The following is a 23,532-nucleotide window of genomic DNA, read 5'->3' on the forward strand; positions in this document are numbered from 1 at the left end:
TTCCAGAAATCCCACTTGCGTATCCGGGTCCTCCAGGACCACCGCCACCGGTGGGCCGGAAACTAACGCAGCCGCCACTCCACAATCCGTGCCTCCGACTCCGGGTCCTCCCGCACGGCGCTCTCCCGGTCGAAGGTGACCTCGAGCCAGGTGTCGGTGAGTTGTTCCACCAGCCCCCCGCCCCATTCGGCGACGATGACAGCATCGTCGAGTTCAGTGTCCAGGTCGAGAGAGTCCAGGGCCCCGAGGGCATCGACCTCGGCGTCGGGGTCCTCCCCGAACAACCGGTAGGCGTCGACGTGGATGAGGTCGGGGCCTCCGGTGAGTGAGCGGTGCACGCGGGCGATGACGAACGTCGGGGACGTGACCCGGCCCTTCACCTTCATCCCCTCCGCCAGGCCCTGAGTGAAGGTCGTCTTGCCCGCGCCGAGCGGACCATCGAGAATCACCACATCCCCCGCTTCGAGCACTGCGCCGAGTTCCGCAGCGAACGCGCGGGTGTCGGCAGCGGTCTCCAGCCGGGTGGTTCCGGTGGTCGGGAACGTGGACTTCATCGGTCTTCTCCCACTGTGTGCTGCATGAGGGACACGGTCACTGCCCCACGTACTCGCGGACCACGCGCCCGTGCGGGCGGCAGATGATCTCGTAGGGGATGGTGTCGAGGGCGCGTGCGAGATCGTAGGCGGTCATCTCACCCGAGGTACCGGGGCCGAAGATCACGGCTTCGTCCCCCATAGTGACCCCGTGCGGGTTCGATCCGAGGTCGATGACGATCTGATCCATGCACACGACGCCGACCTGCGGGTACCGGTGTCCGTTAATGGTGACCTCTATTGTGCCGGCCAGACCGCGGGCGAGCCCATCCGCGTATCCCATGGACACGACGGCGAGTACGCCTTTGTGCCCGGCGCGCCAGGTGAGCCCGTAGGACACTCCTTCACCTTTGTCGACCGGTTTCACGACGGTGACGGTCGCGGCGAGTGTCATCGCCGGGCGTAGTCCGTTGTCCCATCCCGCAACGGGTTCCAGGCCGTAGAGCGCCAGTCCCGGTCGTACCATGTCAAAACCGAGGTCATCCCGGGTCAGTACTGCCGGGGTGTTCGCCAGATGGTTGACGCTCGGGTTGAGTCCGGTTTCCCGGGCGGCCGCGATGGCGTCTTTGAGGCGTTGTGCCTGGGCATTGTTCTCGGGGTTTCCGGGTTCGTCGGCGCACGCCAGGTGCGAGAATATCCCGGTGACGTCGACGGCATCGTGCGCGTCGGCGAGCAGCCCGAATACTCCGTTCCATTCGCATCGGGGTACTCCGGCGCGGTGGAGGCCGGTGTCGGCTTTGACGGTGACCCGGGCGGTACGCCCACACGCGCGGGCGGCGGCGACGACGGCGTGGGCTTGCTCCACGGAGCTGACGCCGAGGTCGATGCCGTCAGAGATCGCGGCCCGGAGATCCTGCTCAGGCGTCCAGATCCAGGACAGTACCGGTTGCGTGATGCCTGCCGCCCGTAGTTCGTGTGCCTCGGCGAGGGTGGCCACACCAAATTGATCGGCGCCGTTGTCGGCGATGGTTTGTGCGACTTTCGCTGCGCCGTGGTTGTATCCGTCCGCTTTGACCACGGCCATCAACTGCGCCGCACCCGCACGCTTCTTGAGCAGTCTGGTGTTGTACGCGATGGCAGCGAGGTCGATACGGGCGGTGAGCAAGTTCATGGTTGTCCATTCTGCCACGCGGGAAACTGGCTCTCGCGTTCACGTCGCCCCACTTGTCGACGCCCGTCCGTGCCCGATGCTGCCCGTTATCTAACGGGATTCACTGCCATCCGGACAACATCCCGGACGGCATCGGCGATATCGCTGGATGGGATGGGACCGCGGCAGGCCAGTGCCGCCTCCCCGTGGACCTTCGCCGCGAGCGCGACCATCTCTGGGTCGGCGCGGTGGGCGATGGCGGCGCCAATGATCCCGCTCAGTACGTCCCCGGAGCCGGGTGTGGCGGCCCAGGAGCATCCGGCGTCGACGAGGAAACACTTTTCGGCGGTGGCGACAACGGTGACCCGCCCTTTGAGCAGGACGCAGCAGTTCAGTTTCTCCGCTAGAGCTCGGGCGGCGGCGATTCGGTCGGACCCCGGGGCGGTACCGGTGAGGCGTTCGAACTCCCGATCGTGCGGGGTGAGCACGGTGAATACACCCCGGTGCCCGCGGGTGGTGATCATGTCGGCGAGCTCCGCGCGGGAGGAGACGAGGGTGAGTGCATCGGCGTCGAGAAGCACCGGTAGGTCGGTGGCGAGGAGGTCCGCGAGAATCGTGGCCTCATCCTCCCCGGTTCCGGTTCCGGGCCCCACCGCCCACGCCTGTACCCGGCCCGCTTCGGCGATCGTCGGTGTGCCAATAATCTCCGGATGGGCGGTGATCACCGCGTCGTGGCAGCTTCCGGCGAAGCGAACCATCGGGGAGGTGGCACGTAGCGCCCCGGTGGTGGCGAGCACCGCCGCCCCCGGGTACTGCCCGGACCCGGCGTGGATGCCCACCACTCCCCCGGTGTACTTGTCCGAGGTACGACCGGGCCGCGGCCAGGCTGCGAGGTCCCCACGTTCGACGAGGCGGGCGTACGGGGTGTGGTTCTCCAGTTCCCGGTCGATCCCGAGGCCGTGGCAGATGACGGTTCCGCAGTGTTCCGCGCCGAACATGTGCACGGGTTTCAGTGCCCCGAAGGTGACGGTGTGGGTGGCGGGGAGATGGTCGTCGTGGGCGTACCCGGTCATCGGGTCGACACCGCTGGGGATGTCGACGGCGACGACGGTCGGACCGGTGTCCGGGTCTCCGGTGTCGCAGCCGCGGATGATCCGGGCCGCGTCCGCACCGTGCCCCCGCAGACCGCCGGATGCGCCGATTCCGACGATCCCGTCGATGATGAGGTCGGCATCCCGAACGTCTCCGGCCGGTTGTTCCCCGGGGGCACGCCAGCGGGCGCGGGTTCCGAGGAATGTGGACGCCTCCCCGTGCAGTGTCGAGCCGACGGGCCACACGGTGACACCCGCACCACGGCGGGCGAGTTCGGCGGCGGCGAACAGCGCGTCACCGCCGTTTCCCCCGGAGCCTGCGAGGACCAGAACCTTCGCGCCGGCGGCACCTGGGCTTCGACGGCCGCGCAGGATACGGTCGCAGTCCACCGCCAGAGAGTGCGCCGCACGCCTCATGAGGCCCCCACCAAGTTTCTCCAGCAGCGGTCGCTCGGCGGCACGGACGGTGTCCGGGATGTGGACGGGGATCATGGTTTCATCTCCTGGAAGGTGACGGCGATGAAATCCATGGTAGAACTGTTCATCCGACCTGCACCCGAGCCCGTCGCCGCTTCCGCGTGACGCGCGCCCCGGTGACGGCGAGTGCGCAGGCCGCGGCGACACCGACTCCGGCGACGAGCAGGATCGTCTCACTCCCACCGGAGGTACCGCCGGTGAACAAAGGCAGGGGATGTTCGCCCACCTGTCCCCCGATGAATGCCCCCGACGCGATGGCGATATTGAAGGCCCCGGAGTTGAGGCCGGATCCGGCTTCGGCGTTATCTCCTGCGGCGCGGAGCACCCATGCCTGGGAGACCACGGAGATCGCGCCGCCGAACAACCCCCAGGCGAGCATGACGAGCGCGGCGGACAGCGGTGAGCCGACGAACAGAGCGAAGGCGAGCAGGGCAGCGACGACTCCGGCGGGGATGATGACGACGGTGGCGTTGAGGGAGCGTTTCATCAGGGGCCCGGCGAGGAAGTTTCCGGTGAGTCCGGCGATCCCGAAGATGAACAGTTGGGTGCTGATCCCGGTGACGGGTACCTCACCGAGGTCCTGGAGTAGCGGTGAGGCGTAGGTGTAGGCGGTGAAGTGCGCGGTGACGAGGATGAGCGTGTAAGCCACTCCGAACTGGACACCACGCAGGCGGGCGGTCGCCGCGATGTCGCCCAGGCTGACCGCAGTGGTGGTCGTGGCCGCTGGGACGAGCAGGATCAGGCCAACCGCGATGAGGAGGGCGGCACCCGCCACAACGAGGAATGCTTCTTGCCAGGAGGTGCGTTCCCCCAGCCAGGTCGCCAGGGGGACGCCGAGTACGATGGCGGCCGCCGCGCCGGAGAAAGCGACCGTGAGTGCTTTCGCGGCGTCCTCTTTCGCGGCAACGCGGACGACGGTGGCACCGAGGAGCGCCCAGAACATGCCGAGAGCCACCCCGACGAGGATGCGGGAGGCCAGAAAGAATCCGGCGGTGGGAGAGAGCGCCGAGAGCACTCCCGAGATCGCGTTCGCGGCCAGTGCCCCGGCGAGAATGAACCGTCTGTCGGTGCGCCCGACGAGTTTCGGGGCGAAGATCGCGACGATTCCCGCAAGGATTCCGGGGATGGTGACGCCCAGACCGACCGTGCCGTGGGAGGTGCCGAGGTCATCGGCGACGAGGGTCAGGACACCGATGGGCAGTTCTTCCATCGTGGTCATCACAAAGATTCCCAGACCCAGCATGACGATTCCCGCCCAGGGGGTGCGGTCGGCGGTGTCGGACAACGTTGTCGATTCCTTTCCTCGGCTGGATCGCGCGCGAGTACGCCCCGCGGCCAGAGGTGGCGCGGGGCGTACCGTGACATCGCCGCGTGAGCCGCGACGGTCGGTGACGAAGGGGGAGACTACTCCACGGTGACGGACTTCGCGAGATTCCGTGGCTTGTCGATGTCATCGTTACCGCAGTGCCGGGCGATGTCGGCGGCGAGGAACTGCAGCGGCACGGTGGCGAGCAGCGGCTGCATAATTGATGAGGTTTCGGGAATGCGGATGAGCCAGTTCGCGAACGGCTCGACGGCGGTGTCCCCTTCCTCGGCGATGACGATGGTCTTCGCGCCCCGGGCACGGATCTCCTGGATGTTGGACACGATCTTGGAGTGCAGGACCTTCACCCCGCTGGGGCTGGGGACGATGACCACAACGGGCAGGTTCTCCTCGATGAGCGCGATCGGGCCGTGCTTGAGTTCACCGGCGGGAAACCCTTCCGCATGGATGTAGGCGAGTTCCTTGAGTTTGAGTGCGCCTTCCAGAGCAATGGGGAATCCGACACCACGCCCGAGGAACAGCATGGTGCGGATCGCTCCGAGAGCGTCTGAGATCTGCGCGACCTTCTCATCACAACTCAGTAGTTTCTCGATTTTCGCGGGGATTGCTTCGAGATCCTCCCAGATGTCCGTGATCTCGTCCGGGTACTTCGTGCCGCGTGCCTGGGCGAGGGCGAGGCCGACGATGTAGTTCGCGGCAACCTGCGCGAGGAACGCCTTCGTCGAGGCGACACCAATCTCTGGCCCGGCGTGGGTGTAGAGCACAGCGTCGGCTTCGCGAGGGATCTGCGCGCCGTTGGTGTTGCAGACGGCGAGGACCTTCGCGCCCTGAGCTTTGGCGTGACGCACGGCCTCGAGGGTGTCGGCGGTCTCCCCGGACTGGGAAACGGCGATGACGAGGGTCCGCTTGTCCAGGATCGGGTCGCGGTAGCGGAACTCGCTGGCTACCTCGATCTCGACGGGGATGCGGACCCAATGCTCGATGGCGTACTTGGCGAGTAAGCCGGAGTGGTAGGCCGAACCGCAGGCGACGACGTACACCTTGTCGAGGTTGCGTAGATCATCGTCCGTGAGGCCGTCCTCGTCAAGCCGGATGCGCCCGTCGACGAAGTGCCCGGCGAGGGTGTCGCGTACAGCGGCGGGCTGCTCGTGGATCTCCTTGATCATGAAGGAGTCGTATCCGCCCTTCTCCGCTGCGGCTAGGTCCCAGTCGATGGTGAAGGGCTTGCCTTCTGCCGGGCTACCGTCGAAGTTGAGAAGCTCGTAACCATCGGAGTTGATGACGACGACGGTGTCCTGCCCGAGTTCCACGGCCTCACGGGTGAACTCGATGAATGCGGCGACGTCGGAGCCGAGGAAGGTTTCGTCTTCCCCGACTCCCACCATCAGCGGGGTCGAGCGGCGTGCAGCGATGATCTCACCCGGGTGGTCCGCGTGGGTGAAAAGCAGGGTGAACGCACCCTCCAGACGGTTCAGCACCGCCAGGACACTGGCCCGGAAATCACCGGCGGTTTCCCCGTTGTTGTACGCCTGTGCAAGTAGGTGCGCGGCGACCTCGGAATCGGTGGAGGAGAGCATCTCGATGCCATCGCGCTCAAGCTGTTCCCGGAGTGGGGCGAAATTCTCGATGATGCCGTTGTGCACGATGGCGACCCGACCGTCGAAGGAGACGTGAGGATGGGCGTTCTCATCGGTGGGGCGCCCGTGTGTGGCCCACCGAGTGTGCCCGATGGCGGTATGACCTCCCAAATGATCGCGCCCGGTCTCCGCAATCTTGTCCACCAGATTCGCCAGTTGCCCGGAGCGTTTGACGGCCTGCAGGCCGCCGTCGTCGCCGATGACCGCGATCCCGGAGGAGTCGTACCCGCGGTACTCCATCCGCCGCAGTGCCTCCAGCGCCACATCGAGCCCCTGCTGCTTACCTACATATCCAACGATTCCACACATGCGATCAACAGTAGTGGAGAACAGTCCCCGGTCTGGCCCGCATGTGTATCAATGCCCCTTTCTTCTGTCACCCTGGCGTCCCCTCGCCGTCTCCGTGCATCACCCGACCTCGGCCGAACATTGTGAATGTGAAGAATATGGTGATGTGCGACCGTGAACTATCCTGGGGAGCGTGGCTCAGAAACTGAAGAAGCAGATGTCCAAGTTGTCTAGGCGCGGACCGCACCGAGTGATGGTCGGTAATCTCGACGTCGCGGGTGTCCCTGGCAAGCTATACACCCCCGCCGAGGGAGATGGAATCCCCGGTGTCGTGTTCGGGCATGACTGGATGACCGGTGTCGACAAGTACCACCGGACATTGCGGCACCTCGCCAGTTGGGGGATCGCGGTGGCCGCGCCCGACACCGAACGGGGGATGATCCCGGATCACCGTGGCTTGGTCGCCGACATGGAGACCTGCCTCCAGATCCTCGGCGGAGTGAAGCTCGGCGCCGGAAAAGTGACCGTCGCCCCCGGAAAACTCGGCCTGGCCGGGCACGGAATGGGGGCCGGCTGCGCGATCCTCGCGGCCGTGGACCGTTCCGCAGTACATGCGGTGGGTGCACTCTATCCCGCCGCCACGAGTCCATCCTGTGAGGAAGCGGCGAAAGCCATGACCGTCCCCGGTCTCATCGTCGGGTCAGGGCGGGCATTCCTCATCGACGCCGGAAGCCCCGCAAAGATCGCCGCGAACTGGGGCAGTGACGATGTCGTGTACAGGACGGTGGACAAAGGAACCCAGTTCAGTTTCCCTGAGCGCATCCGCACCAATCTTCTGATCGGGGTTGGTCTTCCGAAATTCTCCGCGCAGGAGGCGGCCCGTGCACTACTCACCGGTTTCCTTCTCCACCAGTTGGGCGGCGACAAGAACTTCGCCGAGTTCTCCGACCCGGAGGCTGACCCCGGGAAGCGTGTCACCGGGTACACCGCAGAGGAAGTAGCGGAGGAAGCCGAGTCCCCGATCTCCTGATCGTCGGGTGGTGATCCGGAAAACCGTCATCCCCACCCGGTACGGTACACAGGGTGGGCGCGCCAGCCTCCGATGGAAACGCCACATCCCGTCGACCTCGGTTCGGCGCGCTCCCGTCAGTAGAAGAAGAACAACACCATCATCCCGAGTCCCCCGAGCACCTTGAGGGCCTCGAGAATGAGTAGACCGGCCATGACGATGGTGATCCCACGGAACCAGCTTCTGCGCCGCTCCCGTTTCCGATTCTCCACCGGTGGAACACCCCACTGCTTCACGACGACGTCGTCCGCATTCACCCGGTACAGGGATGCAGCCGTCTCGCGGATCGCCCGCTCGTACACGTCAGCATTGAGATATCTTCCATCGACCCTGGCTGCGAGCACTTCCTCCGCCAGGGGAGGAACCCCGTTCACTGTCGTGGCTTCCTGCGCGAGCTTGCCGAGCAGATCGAGGAGCGAGCCCGCCCCTTTGACTGGAATCCTGGGGCCGTCTGGGTACTCCCTGTTCGGGATGCTGACCGTGTATTCGGAGAGCACGCTGTCGAAGGTCTCGTCTAGCGGCATCGTCAGCCTTCCGTGGTGGTTGTGGTTGATCTACCCAATTGCACGGGGAGGTGGGCTGCACCCCCAGTATTGACAGCACTGCGCGCCTCCCACACTATAGCAGTGGAGCTACCCAGAACCAGCTACGCGGACCACAGGCACATTTCAGCCGGGTGGTTCGGGAACACGGCTCTTAGGGATCAACTCACTCAAGAGCACCCGCGCCGCCGCTACACCATCATCGGGGGCATGTGTCCACCGCTGCAGGCCCGAGCGCTCTGCAGGTTTCCCGAACTCAAGCACCCGATCCCGGAGGTGTCAGCTCCATCCCCGGCGGAGCACGCCCCTGGTTGCAGCCCGTGACCGGGGGATGGCAGCGGGAACGGTCTTTTTCGCAGGATCCGGTACCCGGGGGCCACCGGCGCTCCGCATGCCGGATGGCGGTTCCCCGTCCCGGTGCCTTTCCCGCGCTTTCTTTTCTGCCGCTTCACGCGCCGAGCGGTGGACCCGGTCGAGCGCCTTCTCAAATTCGGTCAACCGCTGTATGGAGCGTTGTTCGAACTGTGCGATGAACCGGTCGAATTCGTCACTCACCACTGCCCCGCTTTCCGGGTGGTACCTGATGTTCCCTCACCGGATCGGAAACCACCGTCATGCTTGGACCCTGGTGCGGGGGGCTCGGGAGTTGGCACCGGCTGAGGCTTCTTCTCAGGCACCGGCTCCGGTTCAGACGCCGACATCGGTCCGGGTTGCGGTACCGTTTCCGGGACTGGGGCGGACACCGGCTCCGGCACTTCCCGGGGTTCAGGGCAGGGGGTCGTGTCAGTTTCACTCTCCGCGACGGGATCCGGCTCCGGCCCGCACGCCACATCACCACATTCTTCCACCGCGCAGTGCGCGAGTTCGACGAGTATCCCGACACTAATCAATGCGATTCCCAGACCGACCGCACCGAGAATTCCGACACACGGTTCCGGGGTGACACTGACTTCCGGTGCGGTGGCGGAGAACCCTCCAGAAGCTCCCACAGATGACTCAGCGGTTACCACGGAACTCGACTGCACCTCATCGACTTCGTGTGAACCCGCACAATAGTGGTCATTGTCGAAGTGTGCCTCCGCTGCCGGTGGCAGCGGAACCGGGGGCGCACCCGCGACGGCTGCCTGCCCGGTCATCAGATGGTTAAGCCCCTCGCACATCGTCTCATCACGATCGACGCAGAGTGCCCAGATCTCACGGGCACATTCATCGACCAGTACCGCTGCTGCTCCCACGAGTTCCCGGAAACACTCCCAGTCCCCGTCACCATGTGCGATGTCAATCATGTTGACTTGCGCCCTGATGGCAGAGAGCGTCGCCCGCACAGTCACCCCCGCTACTTCACCGGACATCCGGCACAGTGTCGCGTTCGCCGACATCGCCCGCAAGGTTTTGGCCAGTATCTCATCCTGTGCGACGCAGTGCGCCCGAAAGTCATCGACGAGAAGCCCGAGATGTCGGGCGATGACTCCACCCAGTCCTTCCTCCCCGAGTACACTCGCCGCCGTAGCGAACCTGGCGACGATTGCTCCCGGATCTGTCTTCCCTCGGACCGCTGCGGCAGTGTCCAGGACAACCTGCGGCTCAAAACCTGCGATGGTTCCGGTGTTCTCCGCCAGTTCTTCCGGTGTCACCTGCGGCCCGGACCAGGTGCCCCGTGCTGCGGTACGAAGATCAGCGACCACCTCACAGTAATTCTCCACCGCCACCTGGAGCATACGTGCACCGGTACCGGCATCCTCGAACGTAGTAGCCGTTCCGTCCTTCACTGGAGGCGTCCCTTCAACTGGTCACCGAATGCCTCGTCCTCGGCCACCATCAAATCGATCTGTTCCAGAGCAGCCACTGTAGCCGCTCTGATGGCCTCCAGCCGGTAGGCGGTAGCCTGGTGCAGCGCCGTAAGATGCCGGTCCAGTTCCCCCGCGAAGTCCCCGAACCCCCGGCCCAGGTTCCCCCCCACCGGTGCGGGCGACGCTGACATGTGCTCCTGCTGCTGCTTGACTACCTCGTCCAGGAGCTCCCTGAGCTTTTCGACGGTACTGCTGTCGACGTACACAGATGCCGTGGTGCTCGTCACCTGCGCACCGGGAGAGTAACCGTTTTCCACGTTCAGACCTCATTCTTCGGTGCCCTGCTCCGCGCCGGAGAAGCTCGTCGGGGAGGGCGAGGGGTTCCCATCATCATTGTTGATTCTTAGACCGGGAACGAGCACCGAATGGTTCCCACAGGGATCCGGTTTGCGGACACGCTGGTACGAGAAACCATGAAAAATACAGTGACCTGCACAAAAGGAAATATATCTCCTCAGCGTGGGGGTATTTTCAGGGGTATTCTCGGCCAGTGGCGGAACGACCACCTCAAGTGGAACTGATCAGACCTCGGCGACGACTGCGGCCAGTCGCCCAGCCACCCGGCGCGCTGTCTCCGCATCAGCAGCCTCAACCATGACCCGGTAGAGTTCCTCAGTCCCGGAAGGACGAAGGAGAACACGCCCGGTACTTCCGAGTTCCCCCTCTGCGGCCGTAATCGCTTCCGAGACCCGTGTGTTCCCGGAAATCGTGGTCTTGTCCGACACGGGAACGTTGATGAGAACCTGCGGTAGTACCTTCATCGCAGCGGCAAGATCTTTGAGGGACTTTCCGGTTTCCGCCATCCGTGCCATGAGTGCGAGGCCCGTCAGGGTTCCGTCACCGGTGGTCCCGTAGTCGGGGAGGACAATGTGGCCGGACTGTTCACCGCCAAGTGAGAATCCGCCGGCATTGAGATCAGCGAGAACGTACCGGTCCCCCACCTTGGTGGTACGCAACGTGATACCGGCTTCCTCCATCGCGATCTTCAGACCGAGGTTGCTCATCACCGTGGCGACGAGCGTGTTCTTGCGCAACTCACCGTTCTCCTTCATGGCAATGGCGAGAATAGCCATGATCTGGTCCCCGTCCACGACGGTCCCCTCCGCATCGACGGCGAGACAACGATCCGCATCACCGTCGTGAGCGAGACCAATATCCGCTCCGTGCTCGATCACGGCCTGCTGCACCTGGTCGATGTGTGTGGAACCGCATCCGTCATTGATGTTGTAGGAATTCGGTTCATCATGGATAGCGATGACTTCAGCACCAGCGGTTCCATAAGCCAGCGGCGTGACTTCGTGTGCTGCGCCGTTGGCGCAGTCGACGACGACCTTGATGCCCGATAGATCACGGGCGATTGACCGCGACAGGTGCTGCAGATACCGTTCTTGGGCGTCATGCGCCTCCTCGAGAACTCGACCGATCCCGTGCCCGGTGGGGCCACCTTCCGGCAGACGTGCCATGGCCGCCTCAATCTCATCCTCAACCTCGTCTGCGAGCTTGTGCCCGCCAGCAGCGAAGAACTTGATTCCGTTGTCCGGCATGGGGTTGTGCGAGGCCGAAATCATCACGCCCATATCGGCACCGTAGTCATCGGTCAGGAAAGCCACGGCCGGGGTCGGCAGGACACCGACCCTGAGCACGTCGACTCCTTGGCTCGCCATGCCCGCCGCGAGAGCTGCGGCGAGCATCTCCCCCGACACCCGCGGGTCCCGTCCGATAATGGCCATCGGGCGCCTTTTGGAGGTGCGGTTTTCCTTGGTGAGGACATGTGCTGCGGCAACACCGAGGCGCAGGGCCAGATGAGCCGTCAACGCCTTGTTGGCGAGTCCGCGTACGCCGTCAGTTCCGAAGAGTCGAGTCATGTGTCCATTATGCCCGCCCACCGACACCGGAAGGTCAGCCGGGGTTTTTCTCCGGCGAACAGGCCATCAGAAGGCACGGATCACCGCAGATGAGAGTGGTGCTGCACAGCCAGCCCTCCCCTGATTCCTGCGACGCCCTGCACCGGGAACGGCGAAAGCCGCCGTTCCCGGGAAAGGAAACGACGGCTCGCACCGTACCCTCGGTAGACGGGGCATGGATCCGGGGAAAAGATCAGCGCTTCGAGTACTGCGGAGCGCGACGGGCCTTGTGCAGACCAGCCTTCTTGCGCTCGACGGCACGGGCGTCACGGGTGAGGAAGCCCGCCTTCTTCAGCGCATCGCGGTCAGCCGGGTTGTAGGCGATGAGCGCACGAGCGATGCCCAGCCGGAAAGCACCCGCCTGACCGGTGGGGCCACCACCGTGCAGGTTGGCGTGGATGTCGAACTGACCTTCCCGGTCGATCAGGGCGAGCGGGGCCTTGATCAACTGCTGATGCAGCTTGTTCGGGAAGTACTCTTCCAGGGAGCGGCCGTTGCAGAAGAACTGGCCGGAGCCGGAGGTCATACGCACACGCACGATGGCGCGCTTACGGCGTCCGACGGTCTGGATCTGGTGATCCAGCTCAGCGGGAGCAACCGGGGCATCCATGTCGGTTTCGGTCGCCTCGGGAGCGATCGCGTCGCCGATCGTGGTGGTGAACTCCTCGGTCGCTGCCTGCGCGGCGGCGATGTCGGAGGCCTCAGCGGCCTGGGGCTCGTTGGTGTTGTTCTCGGTCACTGGGCCACCTGCTTGATCTCGTAGGTCTCGGGCTTCTGGGCAGCGTACGGGTGCTCGGAGCCGGCGAAAACGCGCAGCTTCTTGACCGACGCACGGGTGAGCTTGGTGTGCGGCATCATGCCCTCGATCGCCTCGAAGACGACGCGCTCGGGGTGCAGCTCCATGGAGCGCCCCAGGGTCATGGTCTTCAGACCACCCGGGTAACCGGAGTGGCGGTAACGGAACTCACGGTCCCGCTTGTTCGACGAGATGTGGACCTTGTCGGCGTTGATGACGATGACATAGTCACCACAGTCGACGTTCGGCGCGTAAAGGGGCTTGCCCTTGCCGCGCAGCAGGTCAGCGACGTGCGTGGCCAGACGGCCGAGCACCACGTCGGTGGCATCGATGACATACCACTTACGGGTGATGTCACCGCTTCTCGGGTGGTAAGTAGACAAAATGACTCCTTTGAAGAGCGTTGTGTCGAAAACTGCCGGCCACGAATCAACATGCGGATGATCGGATACGGCGGCCGGTGGAGACCCGTAGCGACCCGCTGTCCCCCGAACAGCAATCCCGTATCCCTCCGGCGAAACCGGAACAGGAGGAACGCGATGATGTCAACAGGGGACTCCACACACAGACACATCAGCTTAGGGGATGGAAGCAGAATCTCCAACCCCTAACGTCGTACCACCATTGACGATGCCGACACCAGGCAGGTGGTCCGGGCATACCCGCACACGAAAGAAAAAGAAGCCGATCGTGGCGCGGTGTCATCATCTCTTCCCGGTTACACCGGACACAGGAGCAGCCACCCATCCCGACTGCGGGACCGGATGAGACGCCCACGCCCACGAGGTCTCCATGACAGTGCTGGGGGACACCGGAGACCGGACGTGGTCAGGACCTCTCTCCCGGGCCAGGATGAGACGGGTGCAAAGCTGGGCCACGGATGCACCGCGACCGCGACCGGGAACGGGGAGCAGCACCGGAGCGGTTCTCCGCTCCACGGATGTTCGTGGAGACTAATCAAGGGACGAGAACCATCGGTGACGCAGATTCGGTATCGGGGATCCGACGGGCGACGTGTGGTTGCACAGGAACTCATCGGATCCGATGGACGGGAATTTCATGGGTTGAACAGATTTTTCGTGGCGTCACCTCCCTCAACACCCCGGGGACCAGAAAGAAACACCGTCAGCTCCAGCTCGCGGCCGCACGACGGTTAATGTCACTCATACGGTCATTCCCCTCCCCCACTGTTCGCGCAATCGTATCGAGAATGACAGTGAGTTCATGGGCGGCGTTGTCCCATTTCTGCTGGGCGGCCTGGTATTCAGCGGCCGAGTCTCCCTCCCAGGTCTCGGTCATCGGGCGGATCTGACGTTTGATCTCTTCCAGTTGCTGGCTGATACGGCCGGATGTCGCGCGGATGTCCCCGACAACAGTCGCGATCTCACCGAACTGGTAACGGATCATGGATTCCATACTTGTTTCCTTTGTCTGTCTCGTGTTCGACCGGGTACCTAGAGCTGCAATCCGGCGACATCGGTTCGGCGGAGGGCATCTGCGTTCTGGGCTTCGACGTTCTCGAAGGCTCCGGCGTTACCGCGGAGGTTCTCGGAGATGCTCCCCAGGGATTCCTGGAGTTTTACGGCTGCGGTGTTCCACCGACCCATGAGCTCATCGAAGGACACCTGCGCAGCGCCGTCCCATGATCCACGAACCTGTTCGACCACCGAGCGGAGTCGCCCAAGCTCATTACGAATGTCGTCATTCGTCGCATCGACGTTGGCTGCCGCCTGTTTCATCACAGCGGCTTCGGTACGGAATATCTGACTCACTTCTAGCCTTCCTGGTTGTGTGGGTTGCCTGGAACACGACCCATGCGTTCTCCGTTGTCACCCGGAGTCCGGGGAAAAAGCAGTCCGTTGTCCACCATGGCGGGCCTGTTCTGCTCTTTCACCATGGTGAGACCCGTCCGAGGCCTTCACGGTTCCCTCATTCAGGAGAAAATTCAGGAATTTCTTCTTTTCGCAGGCCAACGCTGTCCGTGGCCATACGGCAGATCGCCCGCTGTGAGACTGTGGAGGAGATACGGGTATGGCAGCCCACACTCATCTGGTGCCCGTCCTCGACCCAGGTGATCCACTCCACGAAAGACCCGTCCCCCGGGGACTCCCGGTAGGTGACCACCTCAGCTCCGGGTCTCCGTCCCGCACGGTCGGAACGGTGCAAAACAGGGTCTGTCTCCACTTGCATCGACACCTCCTCGAGAACGATCCCCGGGGGAGTTCCGAGCAGTGGATCCGCAGAGAGGTGTATCCGGAGATCCGGATCAGGACCGGTGGCTGTGACTCCGCCCCGGTCTCCCGGGTTGAGGACATATCCGGCCGGTGTCATCACCCGTATGTTGCCCGCTTCGAGAACAACGCCGCCCACCGGCGCAGGTACCGGTGTAGGGGGGTCAGGAGTCGGTTCCATCGGCTGCCCCCGGAGAATCTTTTCCGCCGCAGCGCTTGGACGTGTCACGGAACTCGTGGGAACTCCGGTGCCCCCGACGGTGTCCGTGTCCTCCGCATCAGGAGCCGCACTCCACCATGCGACACCCGCAACACAGAGCACAATGACAACGACCGCGATATGAAAGAGCGTCGGGCGGAACGTGGAGCGGTGTCGCCTACCCGTACGAGGTCTCCTGATCCGGAATGCCACCTCCGTGGGCGCACCAGACTCAGAACCGACGATTCCTTCATCATCCGGCCGGGCAAGTCGGCCGAACTGAACCTCAGCACCATCGGCGACGAGGATATCGGCGAGTAGTGTGGCCGATCCTGGGTCGGTAGCAACGACGGTGACCGGGTTGTCGTTCCAATCTCCACCGACGAGGTCTCTCGCCTGATCAACAACGGCATCGAGCCAGAGTGTGCTGTCATCGGGGACCAGATCGTTTCGGCAGATCGTGGTTGGTTCCCCGTTGGGGTCCGTCATCTCGAAAACGGTGGCGGTATCCAGGATGGTGATACGCATGGGATGCCTTTCTGTCGGGTCGGTGATGCCCTGGAATTAGGGGTGGGCTATCTGGCAGATACCGTGAACGCTGCCTCCGGTCATCCAGGTACCCCGCCCCGGAGGCTGGGGAAGCGGACGGATACCGAAGAGGGAGCCTTCCTCACGGTCTGCGTCGAGAAGCTGCACCGCCGGAGACTGATCCCGCAGCTCGGCGATGAACGGGTCATACATCGCTCGTGCAGCACCTCCCGCTTTACGGGCGAGAACGACATGGAGCCCGATGTCTCGTGCGTGTGGAATCAACGGCCGTAAGGGTGACAGGACACCGTCCACGAGGAGGTCGTGGTCGTCTATGACGAGGAAGATGTCCGGGCCTGACCACCAGGATCTCGCCCGCAGTTCCTGCGGAGTGATCTCGGTACCGGGAAGGCGTCCCGTGAGAGTCGCGAGAGTATTCGCCACCGCTGCCGCTATGGCATCCGTCGTGGCTGCATAGGAGGCGACCATCGTCTCGTCGAGTTCACCGAGATGAGTGCGGCGCGGATCGATCATCACCATTCTTGCCGTGGCAGGGCCAAGCGCCGTGACACCCGCGGCAACCGTCGAAACAAGGGTCGATTTCCCAGATCCCCGGGACCCGAGACACACCAGATGACCGTCGACCTCCGGATCCCACGTGACAGTCTCCAGTCTCGGGCCACCCACCCCAATGATGATCCCGGCTGGAGCATCCTGCGCATGTCCCCCGGGGTGCAGATCTGTGAGCAGGACGTCCCTCGGCAGTTCACGGAGCCGGGGCACCGGTACGAACCCCGCCGCTTGGGATACCCGGAGTACATGGGCGAGATCCTGTGCCCCCGAGTTGGCCACGAGCATCGGTTCCCCGTCCCCTGTGACACCACGCCCGGGCAATGCCGGAAGATTCTCCTGGGTCCTCCGGTTGATGAGGGAATCCAGGGGTTCGGTGAGTTTCAATTCCAGGCGATGACTGATCAGATCACGAATCGCAGGACGAATCGATGTCCATCGCTGTGTGGACACGACAAGATGGACGTGATTGCCCGGCCCCTCCGCCGCAATCCGCGCGAAGCAGTCCCGGAGGTCCTCCGACACCTCGGAAACCGATTGCCAACCATCCACGACCAGGAATGTGTGACGGTGTTCGTACCCATCGAGCAACCCGAGTACCTCATCGACGATGCGCCGGGTTTTCTCCGGCTCACCTCTACCCGCGCACCCTGCCACATGGGGGAGAACAGCCAGGTCACCGAGACTGCGCCCACCATAGTCAAGCACGTAGAAACGAACGTCCGCGGAGTCATGCGTAGCGGCGAGGGAGAGCACGATGCTGCGCAGCGCCGTCGATTTACCGGTCTGTGGCCCACCACACACCGCAATGTGCCCACCAGTACCCGTGAAGTCGACGCGGTGCGGATCCTGGCGCTGCAGAAACGGTCTGTCGATCACTCCGAGTACGCAGGCCAGGAAACCCACGGTACCGGGGCGGTGACACACGTCCGACAGCCCCGCCGTCCGGTGCACCTCCCCAAGGCCGAGCGAGGATGGCAACGGAGGCAACCAGATACGGTGCGCCGACATTTCCTGATCTGCGGCGGCCGTCACCGCAGCCCCGACCACAACGTCAAGAAGTGTCGGCCCATCCCCCCTGAGTGCGGCCGAGACATCGGGATCCCCGTTCTCCTCCTGTCCCGGGTCAGTATCCACATCCGCCCAGGAATCGAATTTCCGGACCACAGGCACGGAAGCAACCGTCGCTGGAAGCCCCGTCTGTCCCACCGAGATCGGAGCGGACACATAAACGGCGCGGAACCTGGTGAGCTGTGCAGCTTCCGCCCGGAGATATCCGGTGCCTGGGCGTGACGGGAGAAAATGGGCGTCCGGTACTCCCAGTACCTGCCGTGATTCAGCAGCGGAGAAGGTCTTCAGCCCGATCCGGTACGACAGATGGGACTCCAGTCCACGCAGCCTCCCTTCATCGAGCCGCTGGCTGGCCAGCAGCAGATGCACCTGCAACGACCGCCCGAGACGCCCGACAGCCGTGAACAGATCCGCGAAGTCAGGATGCTGACCTAGCAGCTCAGAGAATTCATCTACGATGATGAGCAGCGCGGGCAACGGCTCCAGATCATCACGCTTTTCCGCCGCCGCATTGTGCTCGGTCACATTCGCGAAGCCACCGGCACGACGTAGCACCTCCTGACGTCGGTTGATCTCGCCGGAGATCGCGTCGTGCATGCGCTCCACGAGATGTGCCTCATCCGACAGGTTCGTGATCACCGCCGAGGTGTGCGGTAACCTTTCCAGTCCGAGAAACGTCGCCCCGCCTTTGAAATCCACGAGCACCAGGTTGAGCTCCACGGGACTGTGGGTGGCTGCGAGAGCAACGACAAGCGTCCTCAACAACTCTGACTTCCCGGACCCCGTAGCTCCAACGCAGAGTCCGTGCGGACCAACACCCCCGTGAGCTGCTTCCCGAATGTCCAGCACCAGTGGCGTCCCGTTATCGTCGACCCCGATGGGTACCGAGAGTCGGTTCTCCCGCCGTTTCTCCCAGACGGGCGACTGAGAGAGCTCGGAAACCGAACCGATCCCCAGTAGCGAAAGCAGGTCGGAGCCTGTGTCAGACGTCGCCTCAGAAAGGGGACGTCGATAGCCAGTGATGGCACGCGCCAGCGCCGTGATCTCGTCCACTGTGAGTATGTCGGCGATCCCGAGTTCTTCCCTCCCCACGACTGAATCGACGCTGACGACACCATCGACGTGCAGGAGGATCCCCTCAGCCCTGGCGATGTTCCCGAGTTCGGTACCGGGACGTGAGTCGATGTCGATGACGGTGGTTCCCGCACCACCGACAGACACTCCTCCCCGATGTCCGGGGCCCGTGATCAGAACCCGGAAGTCTGCATTACCCGGACTCCGCGAATGGGGCAGCCATTTCATCCATTCGAACTGCGGCAGAGTCGAGGTGACCCCGACGGCCTCGGGGCCGTGATGGAAAACCATCTGCGCGACCATCGCACGCACGAGCCCCTCCGCATCCGGGCCATGGACCCCGATCACGGGAAAGGCCCCCAGATGAAGGGAGAACGGAACGTCCCGCACGACGCCGACAGTATGCATCATCTGTCGTAGGGCAACCATGCAGACCGGATCGAGATCCTCCGGAGCCCCCGAATCCGCGACGGCAACCGGAGTGCACAAACGAACGGGACCGAGCCCGAGCCTGATCTCCAGCGCATCGGGGTCCACTGCACGCCGCTCCCACATCCGCGACGACCCGGCACGACTGTGAAGAGTCCCCGGGTCCGGGTGCCGGTGAAATTCATACGCCCGTTGTTCCCTCGCGTTGCGACGTGCCTGGTCCGTCACGGCCGCCAAATGACGGAGGTAAACCCTCCGCTGCTCATCGGGATCATCCCCGCCGGGGGGATTCACCATGGCGAACACGCTGACCATCATCATCAACGGGAAAACCAACAGCCCCGGATTCAGCCCGCGGCCATTCATCATCATCACCCCCACCATCGCCACGACAACGACCACCATGATCAGCGGCATTAGCAAACGTACGAGGGGGACCGGTCGAGGCCTGGCCACCGGTGGAACCGGATCGACCGTCAGTTCGCCCACCGGTGGAGGTGGCCCGGGTTCGCGTTCAGCAGGGCTTCGGGGTACGACGATTCCGTCACTGCGGGGAGCGGGCACGGCTGTTCCTCGTGCTTTCCGGGGTCGGTTCCGAAGGCGCACCGATCTTCTGCACACCTAGACTCACCCCCGTCCTGGCGGACCGGAGGATGAATGACGCAGAAACGGTGTCCGACGGAAAAACGTACCCGGATCCCCACATCCGGTTGGACACGAAGACGATTCTAGGTCATTCTTGAGAAGGTTGCACAGGTTCTACATCACCCTCTCCGCCACTCCGTCCGGTATCCGGGTCAAGCGGTGAGGTGATTTGACCATGCCGTTCGCAACCACCGCACAGGGGGATATAGTGGCCATCGACCACGCTCTCCGTATCACCGTCCGGATCGCTCCGGACGCCGTCGATCTCCACCCGGACGCACCGGGACTCCCACCGCCGGAGATCGAACTCGCGCTTCCGGTGCGGGCCAGTATCGCCGAGATTCTTCCGGACATCCTTGATCTCGCAGGTCTCCCCGGGCACCCCGGCCCGTGGGTGGCGTCCACAGCAGTGGGTGTACCTGTGGAGACCGCTGTCCCGTTAACCCACACCGCCCTCCGCCAGGGTGGAATCCTCGTACTCTCTCCAGGTACCGTTCCGGAAGCCCCGGTTCTCCGAGATGCCGCCGAGGTACTCGCGGACGGAGAGAAACAGGGATCATTCCGAGGCCTCGGAACAGTCGCCGTAGCTGGGGGACTGATCGCCTGCACTCTCCTCGCGGTGACGGGAACCGTACCCGGGAGTGATGGTGTACCACCCGCTCTCCGCCTGGCCATGCTCGCCCTTCTCTGCGTCGTGGTCGCCTCCCGGCTCAGCGCTCGGCGCTGGGACAATGACAACGACGTGGTCTCCACCACCGGAGTGCTGGTGGTCGGCGCTGTCGCGTCGGTCAGCGTCGCCGTGATCTCGGGCATCCTCCGCGGCGCAGCAGAGCTCACAGCAGGTCCGGATCCCGCGGTGAGTGCCGCGGTTGTCGGCGGATGCCTCACCGGAGGGGTGGTACTCACCGTCTGCTGGTTCTGTTGTCGGATGACTCCGGCGCTCACCGCTGCACTCGGAAACAGTCTCTTCCTCGTATCCCTGGGCGCATGCACGTTGCCATTCCCCGGCGGGTATCCGGGTGCAGCCGCAGCGACACTGGCACTGGCACTGATTGTGGTGGCGGTCCTTCCCTCCGTGGCCGTCCGTGTGGCCGGGTTGACGGTTCCTCGGCTGCCACCTGCCGGGGAGGACATCGGGTTACCAGAGGACCCGGCACCGGACATCGATGAGCGTGCCAGGTTCGCCCGTTCAGTGCTCTCCGGAGCGCTCGCCGGAACCTCGGTGGTTGCCGGTATCTGTGTCCTGATCGTCGGATGGTCCGGCGGTGTTTTTTCTGCGGCTCTGTGTCTTGCAACGACCGTCGCCACTGTCCTGCACGCACTCCGCCACCGGAATCCGCTCGCGGTGTGGGCACTATGGGTCTGGTCACTGTGTGCCGCGGTAGGAGTGGTGCTATCCGGGGTCCTAGATGATTCAGTCGGCGTGGCATCCGTGAGCTCGGTTGTCGCGCTCACCATCCTCACCCTTCCGTTGTGGGGGCCGAGAGTCGGTGAACTCCGGCCCGTCGCGGTCAACTGGCTGGAGCGGCTGGAAACACTCGCCGTCGCAGTGGTGCTTCCCCTGGCCGCACACATCCTCGGTGTCTTCATCCTGATCAGGGGTCTCTGATGAGGTGGCATCACATCACTTGCACCGGAGCGATCATCGTTCTCATGATGGTGATCCCAACCCCGATCTTCGCCGCCCCACCAGAATTCGACCCAGACTGTGCCGTCCCGGTACCCGCGACACCGTCGCTCATCATGGAACTCGGACCTCCTCCCGATTCCCTGACCAGGGCACACCGGTTCGCCACAGGAGCTGGTGTCAGGGTGGCGGTGATTGACACCGGGATCTCACCGCATCCCCGGTTGCCACCTCCCGTCGCAGGTGGCGATCTCGTGGTTCCCCGCGAGCGTCGACCCGAGGCTCCGCCTCTTCCCGACGGCGCTCTGGATGATTGCGACGGACACGGGACCATCGTCGCTGGAGTCCTCTCCGCACAACCATCTCCCGAAGACGGCGTCCTCGGAGTCGCTCCCGGGATCGAGCTGCTCAGCATCCGCCAGACCAGTCGGAGCCGTGCCGCCGAGTCCCCCGGCTCCGGAGGAAACCTCCTTACGCTCACTTCGGCGCTCAACCTGGCTATTGATCAAGGTGCCCGGATCATCAACGTCTCCTTGACGAGTTGCCTACATCCCGCGCTCGCCGACAAGGTTGACACCCGCGACTTCGACTCCGTCCTCAACCGTGCGGAGGAACTCGGGGTGGTTGTTGTCGCCGCCGCTGGCAACGTCAGTGCCCAGTGCCCACCGGGCAGCACCGTGCTCCCGGCACATCGGCCCACGGTGGTGTCTGTCGCGGCTCTCGACACTCCGCACAACATCTCCGGGTACTCGGTTGAAGGCCCCGGTCCCCTGCTATCAGCATCCGGTCGTATCCCCGTGGCTGTCTCACCCCAAGGAACCGGACTGGCTGCTGGTCTCACAGACGGTACCGGTGTCAGAGCATTCGAGGGGACCAGCTTTGCGGCACCGGTGGTCAGTGGCACCGCAGCGCTGCTGATGGAATTGCATCCCACTGATTCTGCAGCCGGAATCAGAGCCAGACTGGCATCCGCCGTCGACCCTGCGACCGGAGCCGTCAATCCGGACAAGGTCGTGACTCACCTGGCGGCGGACTATCGGGGCACTCCCCATCCAGTCACGATCACAGCACCCGATCCGCCATCCACCGCACTCCATAGAAGAACAATCACGACCTTCATCTCACTGTTGTGTTTCATCGGCCCGGCCTTCATCATCATGCACAGCCGGAGACAACGACGTTCTCGGAACGGTCAGTAGCGGGGTTCCACTGCCCGCTCACGGGTCAGCGACTCACCGGCAGGCAGTAACCGGAGAATCGACCAGGGCGCAGACACCGGATTCTCCACCCCGATGACCGCGAGTTCCTCCACGGTACCGACAGCATGTCGGCGTCCTGTGTCGGAAACCAGGTAGTAACCGTTCCCGGTGTCGGTACCGATTCCGGTGGCGGTGACCGGTGCGTAGCGGGTGGCGATAGAGTCTCCGGAGAGCATTACACCCGCTCCCCGTGCGTAAATACCTCGATCGGCTGCCTCCTCGATGATTCCCAGACGTCCATCCGCCCCTACTGCGCAGATTGTCGTAGTGGAAGGATCAACCCAGGTGAATCTTGTCTCGGGGAGCCTGATTTCTTCCGGAGAAGCGTCCGGTCGTGCTGCCGGGCCATCCTGGGGGGTCGCACGCTCAGTGGCCCCGAGATCGAGGAGTATTCCCCGCTGGAGAGGCGTCACCCGGAGGATTCCGTCAGGACGCAGCAGCCAGGACTCCCTCCCGTTTCCGAGAAGCACTCCGGAATTCGGAGGAAGTTCGTAGCCCGGCAGTTCACGGATCACGTTGAGGATCTCATGTGGTGGAGACCAGGCTGGTGTCCCCACAGTGATTCCAAGGCGCCTGCGCAGCACCCTGCCGAACCGCGTGGTGGGATCCGGCAACGTCACCCGACCTCTGGCTGTGATCACATGATCCACACCATCGACGGTGGCCAGAACCGCCGTGTGAGATGACGGCTCCGGAGGCGGTCGCCCGACCGTCACCGTCACGTCAGTATCCACTTGGCACACACTCCACATCAGGCCCTCCGGAACCGTACGGGCCACCATCCCCGGAGCGCCTGGTATTCCTACGGGAACCCCCCGATCCAGCTCCGCCAGAACAGAGTCCGCAGCATCGACGGGGTCGACATTCGAGCCCACGATCAACCGGGCCGAGGTCAGGTTGCTCACGGGGTGGAGCCGACCGTCGATACGGGAATAGAGCGCTCCCGATTCCGCACGAATCACCGGAGCATCACCGGGATCCGGTTCTGGGATGAAAAACGCCATCGCCCCCGCAACAAGACCTGCGAGCACACATCCCGCAACCCCGACGAGCATGCCCCGCCGACGTCTGCCGAGTGGATCATGGATCAGCCGCGTATCCCCGGTGACCAGACCATGTTCGAGGCGTCTGGCGAGAAACTTGTGGCCGGTGACCTGTGCGCGGGTGGTGGGCAGCGGGAACTGGTTCATCAAGGGCTCCGGTGTCTGAAAAACAGAAGGGACAGAGAAACATAAACA

At 63.9% G+C, this 23,532-nt stretch carries 20 protein-coding genes; 3 read left to right on the forward strand and 17 right to left on the reverse strand.

Features of this window, described 5'->3' with window-relative positions:
- Positions 1-62: 62 nt before the first annotated feature.
- The 5 genes from tsaE to glmS form a co-directional block, all read right to left on the reverse strand.
- On the reverse strand, positions 63-554 hold the full coding sequence (gene tsaE / locus QWU44_RS04460) for a tRNA (adenosine(37)-N6)-threonylcarbamoyltransferase complex ATPase subunit type 1 TsaE (RefSeq protein WP_370914515.1): 492 nt from the start codon (positions 552-554) through the stop codon (positions 63-65).
- A gap of 37 nt (positions 555-591) precedes the next feature.
- Complete coding sequence (gene alr / locus QWU44_RS04465) at positions 592-1,704, reverse strand: alanine racemase (RefSeq protein ID WP_370914516.1); 1,113 nt, start codon at positions 1,702-1,704, stop codon at positions 592-594.
- Positions 1,705-1,790: 86 nt separating this feature from the next.
- On the reverse strand, positions 1,791-3,266 hold the full coding sequence (locus QWU44_RS04470) for an NAD(P)H-hydrate dehydratase (protein WP_370914517.1): 1,476 nt from the start codon (positions 3,264-3,266) through the stop codon (positions 1,791-1,793).
- 49 nt (positions 3,267-3,315) lie between these two features.
- Positions 3,316-4,536 (reverse strand): MFS transporter, encoded by a 1,221-nt coding sequence (locus QWU44_RS04475; RefSeq protein WP_370914518.1) that lies wholly within the window; start codon positions 4,534-4,536, stop codon positions 3,316-3,318.
- Positions 4,537-4,655: 119 nt separating this feature from the next.
- Positions 4,656-6,521 carry a glutamine--fructose-6-phosphate transaminase (isomerizing) gene (gene glmS, locus QWU44_RS04480; RefSeq protein ID WP_370914519.1) on the reverse strand — a complete coding sequence of 622 codons (1,866 nt, stop codon included), beginning with the start codon at positions 6,519-6,521 and terminating at the stop codon, positions 4,656-4,658.
- Between the two features lie 172 nt (positions 6,522-6,693).
- On the opposite strand from glmS, the gene QWU44_RS04485 reads away from it, so the two are divergent.
- Complete coding sequence (locus QWU44_RS04485) at positions 6,694-7,530, forward strand: dienelactone hydrolase family protein (protein ID WP_370914520.1); 837 nt, start codon at positions 6,694-6,696, stop codon at positions 7,528-7,530.
- 116 nt (positions 7,531-7,646) lie between these two features.
- Here the strand turns inward: QWU44_RS04485 and QWU44_RS04490 are convergent, their stop codons facing one another.
- The 11 genes from QWU44_RS04490 to eccCa form a co-directional block, all read right to left on the reverse strand.
- On the reverse strand, positions 7,647-8,093 hold the full coding sequence (locus QWU44_RS04490; RefSeq protein WP_370914521.1) for a hypothetical protein: 447 nt from the start codon (positions 8,091-8,093) through the stop codon (positions 7,647-7,649).
- Between the two features lie 297 nt (positions 8,094-8,390).
- Complete coding sequence (locus tag QWU44_RS04495) at positions 8,391-8,666, reverse strand: hypothetical protein (RefSeq protein WP_370914522.1); 276 nt, start codon at positions 8,664-8,666, stop codon at positions 8,391-8,393.
- The gene (locus QWU44_RS04500) at positions 8,663-9,880 is read right to left on the reverse strand and encodes a hypothetical protein (RefSeq protein ID WP_370914523.1); all 1,218 of its coding nucleotides are present in this window, start codon (positions 9,878-9,880) and stop codon (positions 8,663-8,665) included. The genes QWU44_RS04495 and QWU44_RS04500 overlap by 4 nt, the downstream gene beginning before the upstream one ends.
- On the reverse strand, positions 9,877-10,188 hold the full coding sequence (locus tag QWU44_RS04505; RefSeq protein ID WP_370914524.1) for a hypothetical protein: 312 nt from the start codon (positions 10,186-10,188) through the stop codon (positions 9,877-9,879). The genes QWU44_RS04500 and QWU44_RS04505 overlap by 4 nt, the downstream gene beginning before the upstream one ends.
- A gap of 294 nt (positions 10,189-10,482) precedes the next feature.
- Positions 10,483-11,826 carry a phosphoglucosamine mutase gene (glmM, locus tag QWU44_RS04510; RefSeq protein WP_370914525.1) on the reverse strand — a complete coding sequence of 448 codons (1,344 nt, stop codon included), beginning with the start codon at positions 11,824-11,826 and terminating at the stop codon, positions 10,483-10,485.
- 232 nt (positions 11,827-12,058) lie between these two features.
- Positions 12,059-12,604, reverse strand: a complete 546-nt coding sequence (rpsI, locus tag QWU44_RS04515) for a 30S ribosomal protein S9 (protein WP_370914526.1) — start codon at positions 12,602-12,604, stop codon at positions 12,059-12,061.
- Positions 12,601-13,044, reverse strand: coding sequence for a 50S ribosomal protein L13 (gene rplM, locus QWU44_RS04520; RefSeq protein WP_200253810.1), 444 nt, complete (start codon positions 13,042-13,044; stop codon positions 12,601-12,603). Before rplM ends, rpsI begins: the two co-directional genes overlap by 4 nt.
- A 742-nt stretch (positions 13,045-13,786) precedes the next feature.
- Positions 13,787-14,077 carry a WXG100 family type VII secretion target gene (locus tag QWU44_RS04525; RefSeq protein WP_370914527.1) on the reverse strand — a complete coding sequence of 97 codons (291 nt, stop codon included), beginning with the start codon at positions 14,075-14,077 and terminating at the stop codon, positions 13,787-13,789.
- 38 nt (positions 14,078-14,115) lie between these two features.
- Complete coding sequence (locus tag QWU44_RS04530; RefSeq protein ID WP_370914528.1) at positions 14,116-14,433, reverse strand: WXG100 family type VII secretion target; 318 nt, start codon at positions 14,431-14,433, stop codon at positions 14,116-14,118.
- A gap of 157 nt (positions 14,434-14,590) precedes the next feature.
- Entirely contained in the window at positions 14,591-15,619 is a 1,029-nt protein-coding gene (locus QWU44_RS04535; protein WP_370914529.1) for a type VII secretion-associated protein, read from the reverse strand.
- A 36-nt stretch (positions 15,620-15,655) separates the two neighbouring features.
- Positions 15,656-19,327, reverse strand: coding sequence for a type VII secretion protein EccCa (gene eccCa, locus QWU44_RS04540; RefSeq protein WP_370914530.1), 3,672 nt, complete (start codon positions 19,325-19,327; stop codon positions 15,656-15,658).
- A gap of 256 nt (positions 19,328-19,583) precedes the next feature.
- On the opposite strand from eccCa, the gene eccD reads away from it, so the two are divergent.
- Both eccD and QWU44_RS04550 read left to right on the forward strand, forming a co-directional pair.
- Positions 19,584-21,017 (forward strand): type VII secretion integral membrane protein EccD, encoded by a 1,434-nt coding sequence (eccD, locus tag QWU44_RS04545; protein WP_370914531.1) that lies wholly within the window; start codon positions 19,584-19,586, stop codon positions 21,015-21,017.
- Entirely contained in the window at positions 21,017-22,234 is a 1,218-nt protein-coding gene (locus QWU44_RS04550) for a S8 family serine peptidase (RefSeq protein WP_370914532.1), read from the forward strand. The genes eccD and QWU44_RS04550 overlap by 1 nt, the downstream gene beginning before the upstream one ends.
- On the opposite strand, the gene eccB is transcribed toward QWU44_RS04550, so the two are convergent.
- Entirely contained in the window at positions 22,228-23,484 is a 1,257-nt protein-coding gene (gene eccB, locus QWU44_RS04555; protein ID WP_370914533.1) for a type VII secretion protein EccB, read from the reverse strand. The two genes, QWU44_RS04550 and eccB, sit on opposite strands and share 7 nt — an antisense overlap.
- Positions 23,485-23,532 lie beyond the last annotated feature (48 nt).

It is taken from the genome of Corynebacterium sp. CCM 9203, from assembly GCF_041357675.1.
GTDB lineage: Bacteria > Actinomycetota > Actinomycetes > Mycobacteriales > Mycobacteriaceae > Corynebacterium.

Excerpts from the sequence above, each read along its gene's own strand:
- tsaE (WP_370914515.1), bottom strand. The coding sequence starts at position 554 with ATGAAGTCCACGTTCCCGACCACCGGAACCACCCGGCTGGAGACCGCT.
- alr (WP_370914516.1), bottom strand. The coding sequence starts at position 1,704 with ATGAACTTGCTCACCGCCCGTATCGACCTCGCTGCCATCGCGTACAAC.
- QWU44_RS04470 (WP_370914517.1), bottom strand. The coding sequence starts at position 3,266 with ATGATCCCCGTCCACATCCCGGACACCGTCCGTGCCGCCGAGCGACCG.
- glmS (WP_370914519.1), bottom strand. The coding sequence starts at position 6,521 with ATGTGTGGAATCGTTGGATATGTAGGTAAGCAGCAGGGGCTCGATGTG.
- QWU44_RS04490 (WP_370914521.1), bottom strand. The coding sequence starts at position 8,093 with ATGCCGCTAGACGAGACCTTCGACAGCGTGCTCTCCGAATACACGGTC.
- glmM (WP_370914525.1), bottom strand. The coding sequence starts at position 11,826 with ATGACTCGACTCTTCGGAACTGACGGCGTACGCGGACTCGCCAACAAG.
- QWU44_RS04525 (WP_370914527.1), bottom strand. The coding sequence starts at position 14,077 with ATGGAATCCATGATCCGTTACCAGTTCGGTGAGATCGCGACTGTTGTC.
- QWU44_RS04535 (WP_370914529.1), bottom strand. The coding sequence starts at position 15,619 with ATGCGTATCACCATCCTGGATACCGCCACCGTTTTCGAGATGACGGAC.
- eccD (WP_370914531.1), top strand. The coding sequence starts at position 19,584 with ATGCCGTTCGCAACCACCGCACAGGGGGATATAGTGGCCATCGACCAC.
- QWU44_RS04550 (WP_370914532.1), top strand. The coding sequence starts at position 21,017 with ATGAGGTGGCATCACATCACTTGCACCGGAGCGATCATCGTTCTCATG.
- eccB (WP_370914533.1), bottom strand. The coding sequence starts at position 23,484 with ATGAACCAGTTCCCGCTGCCCACCACCCGCGCACAGGTCACCGGCCAC.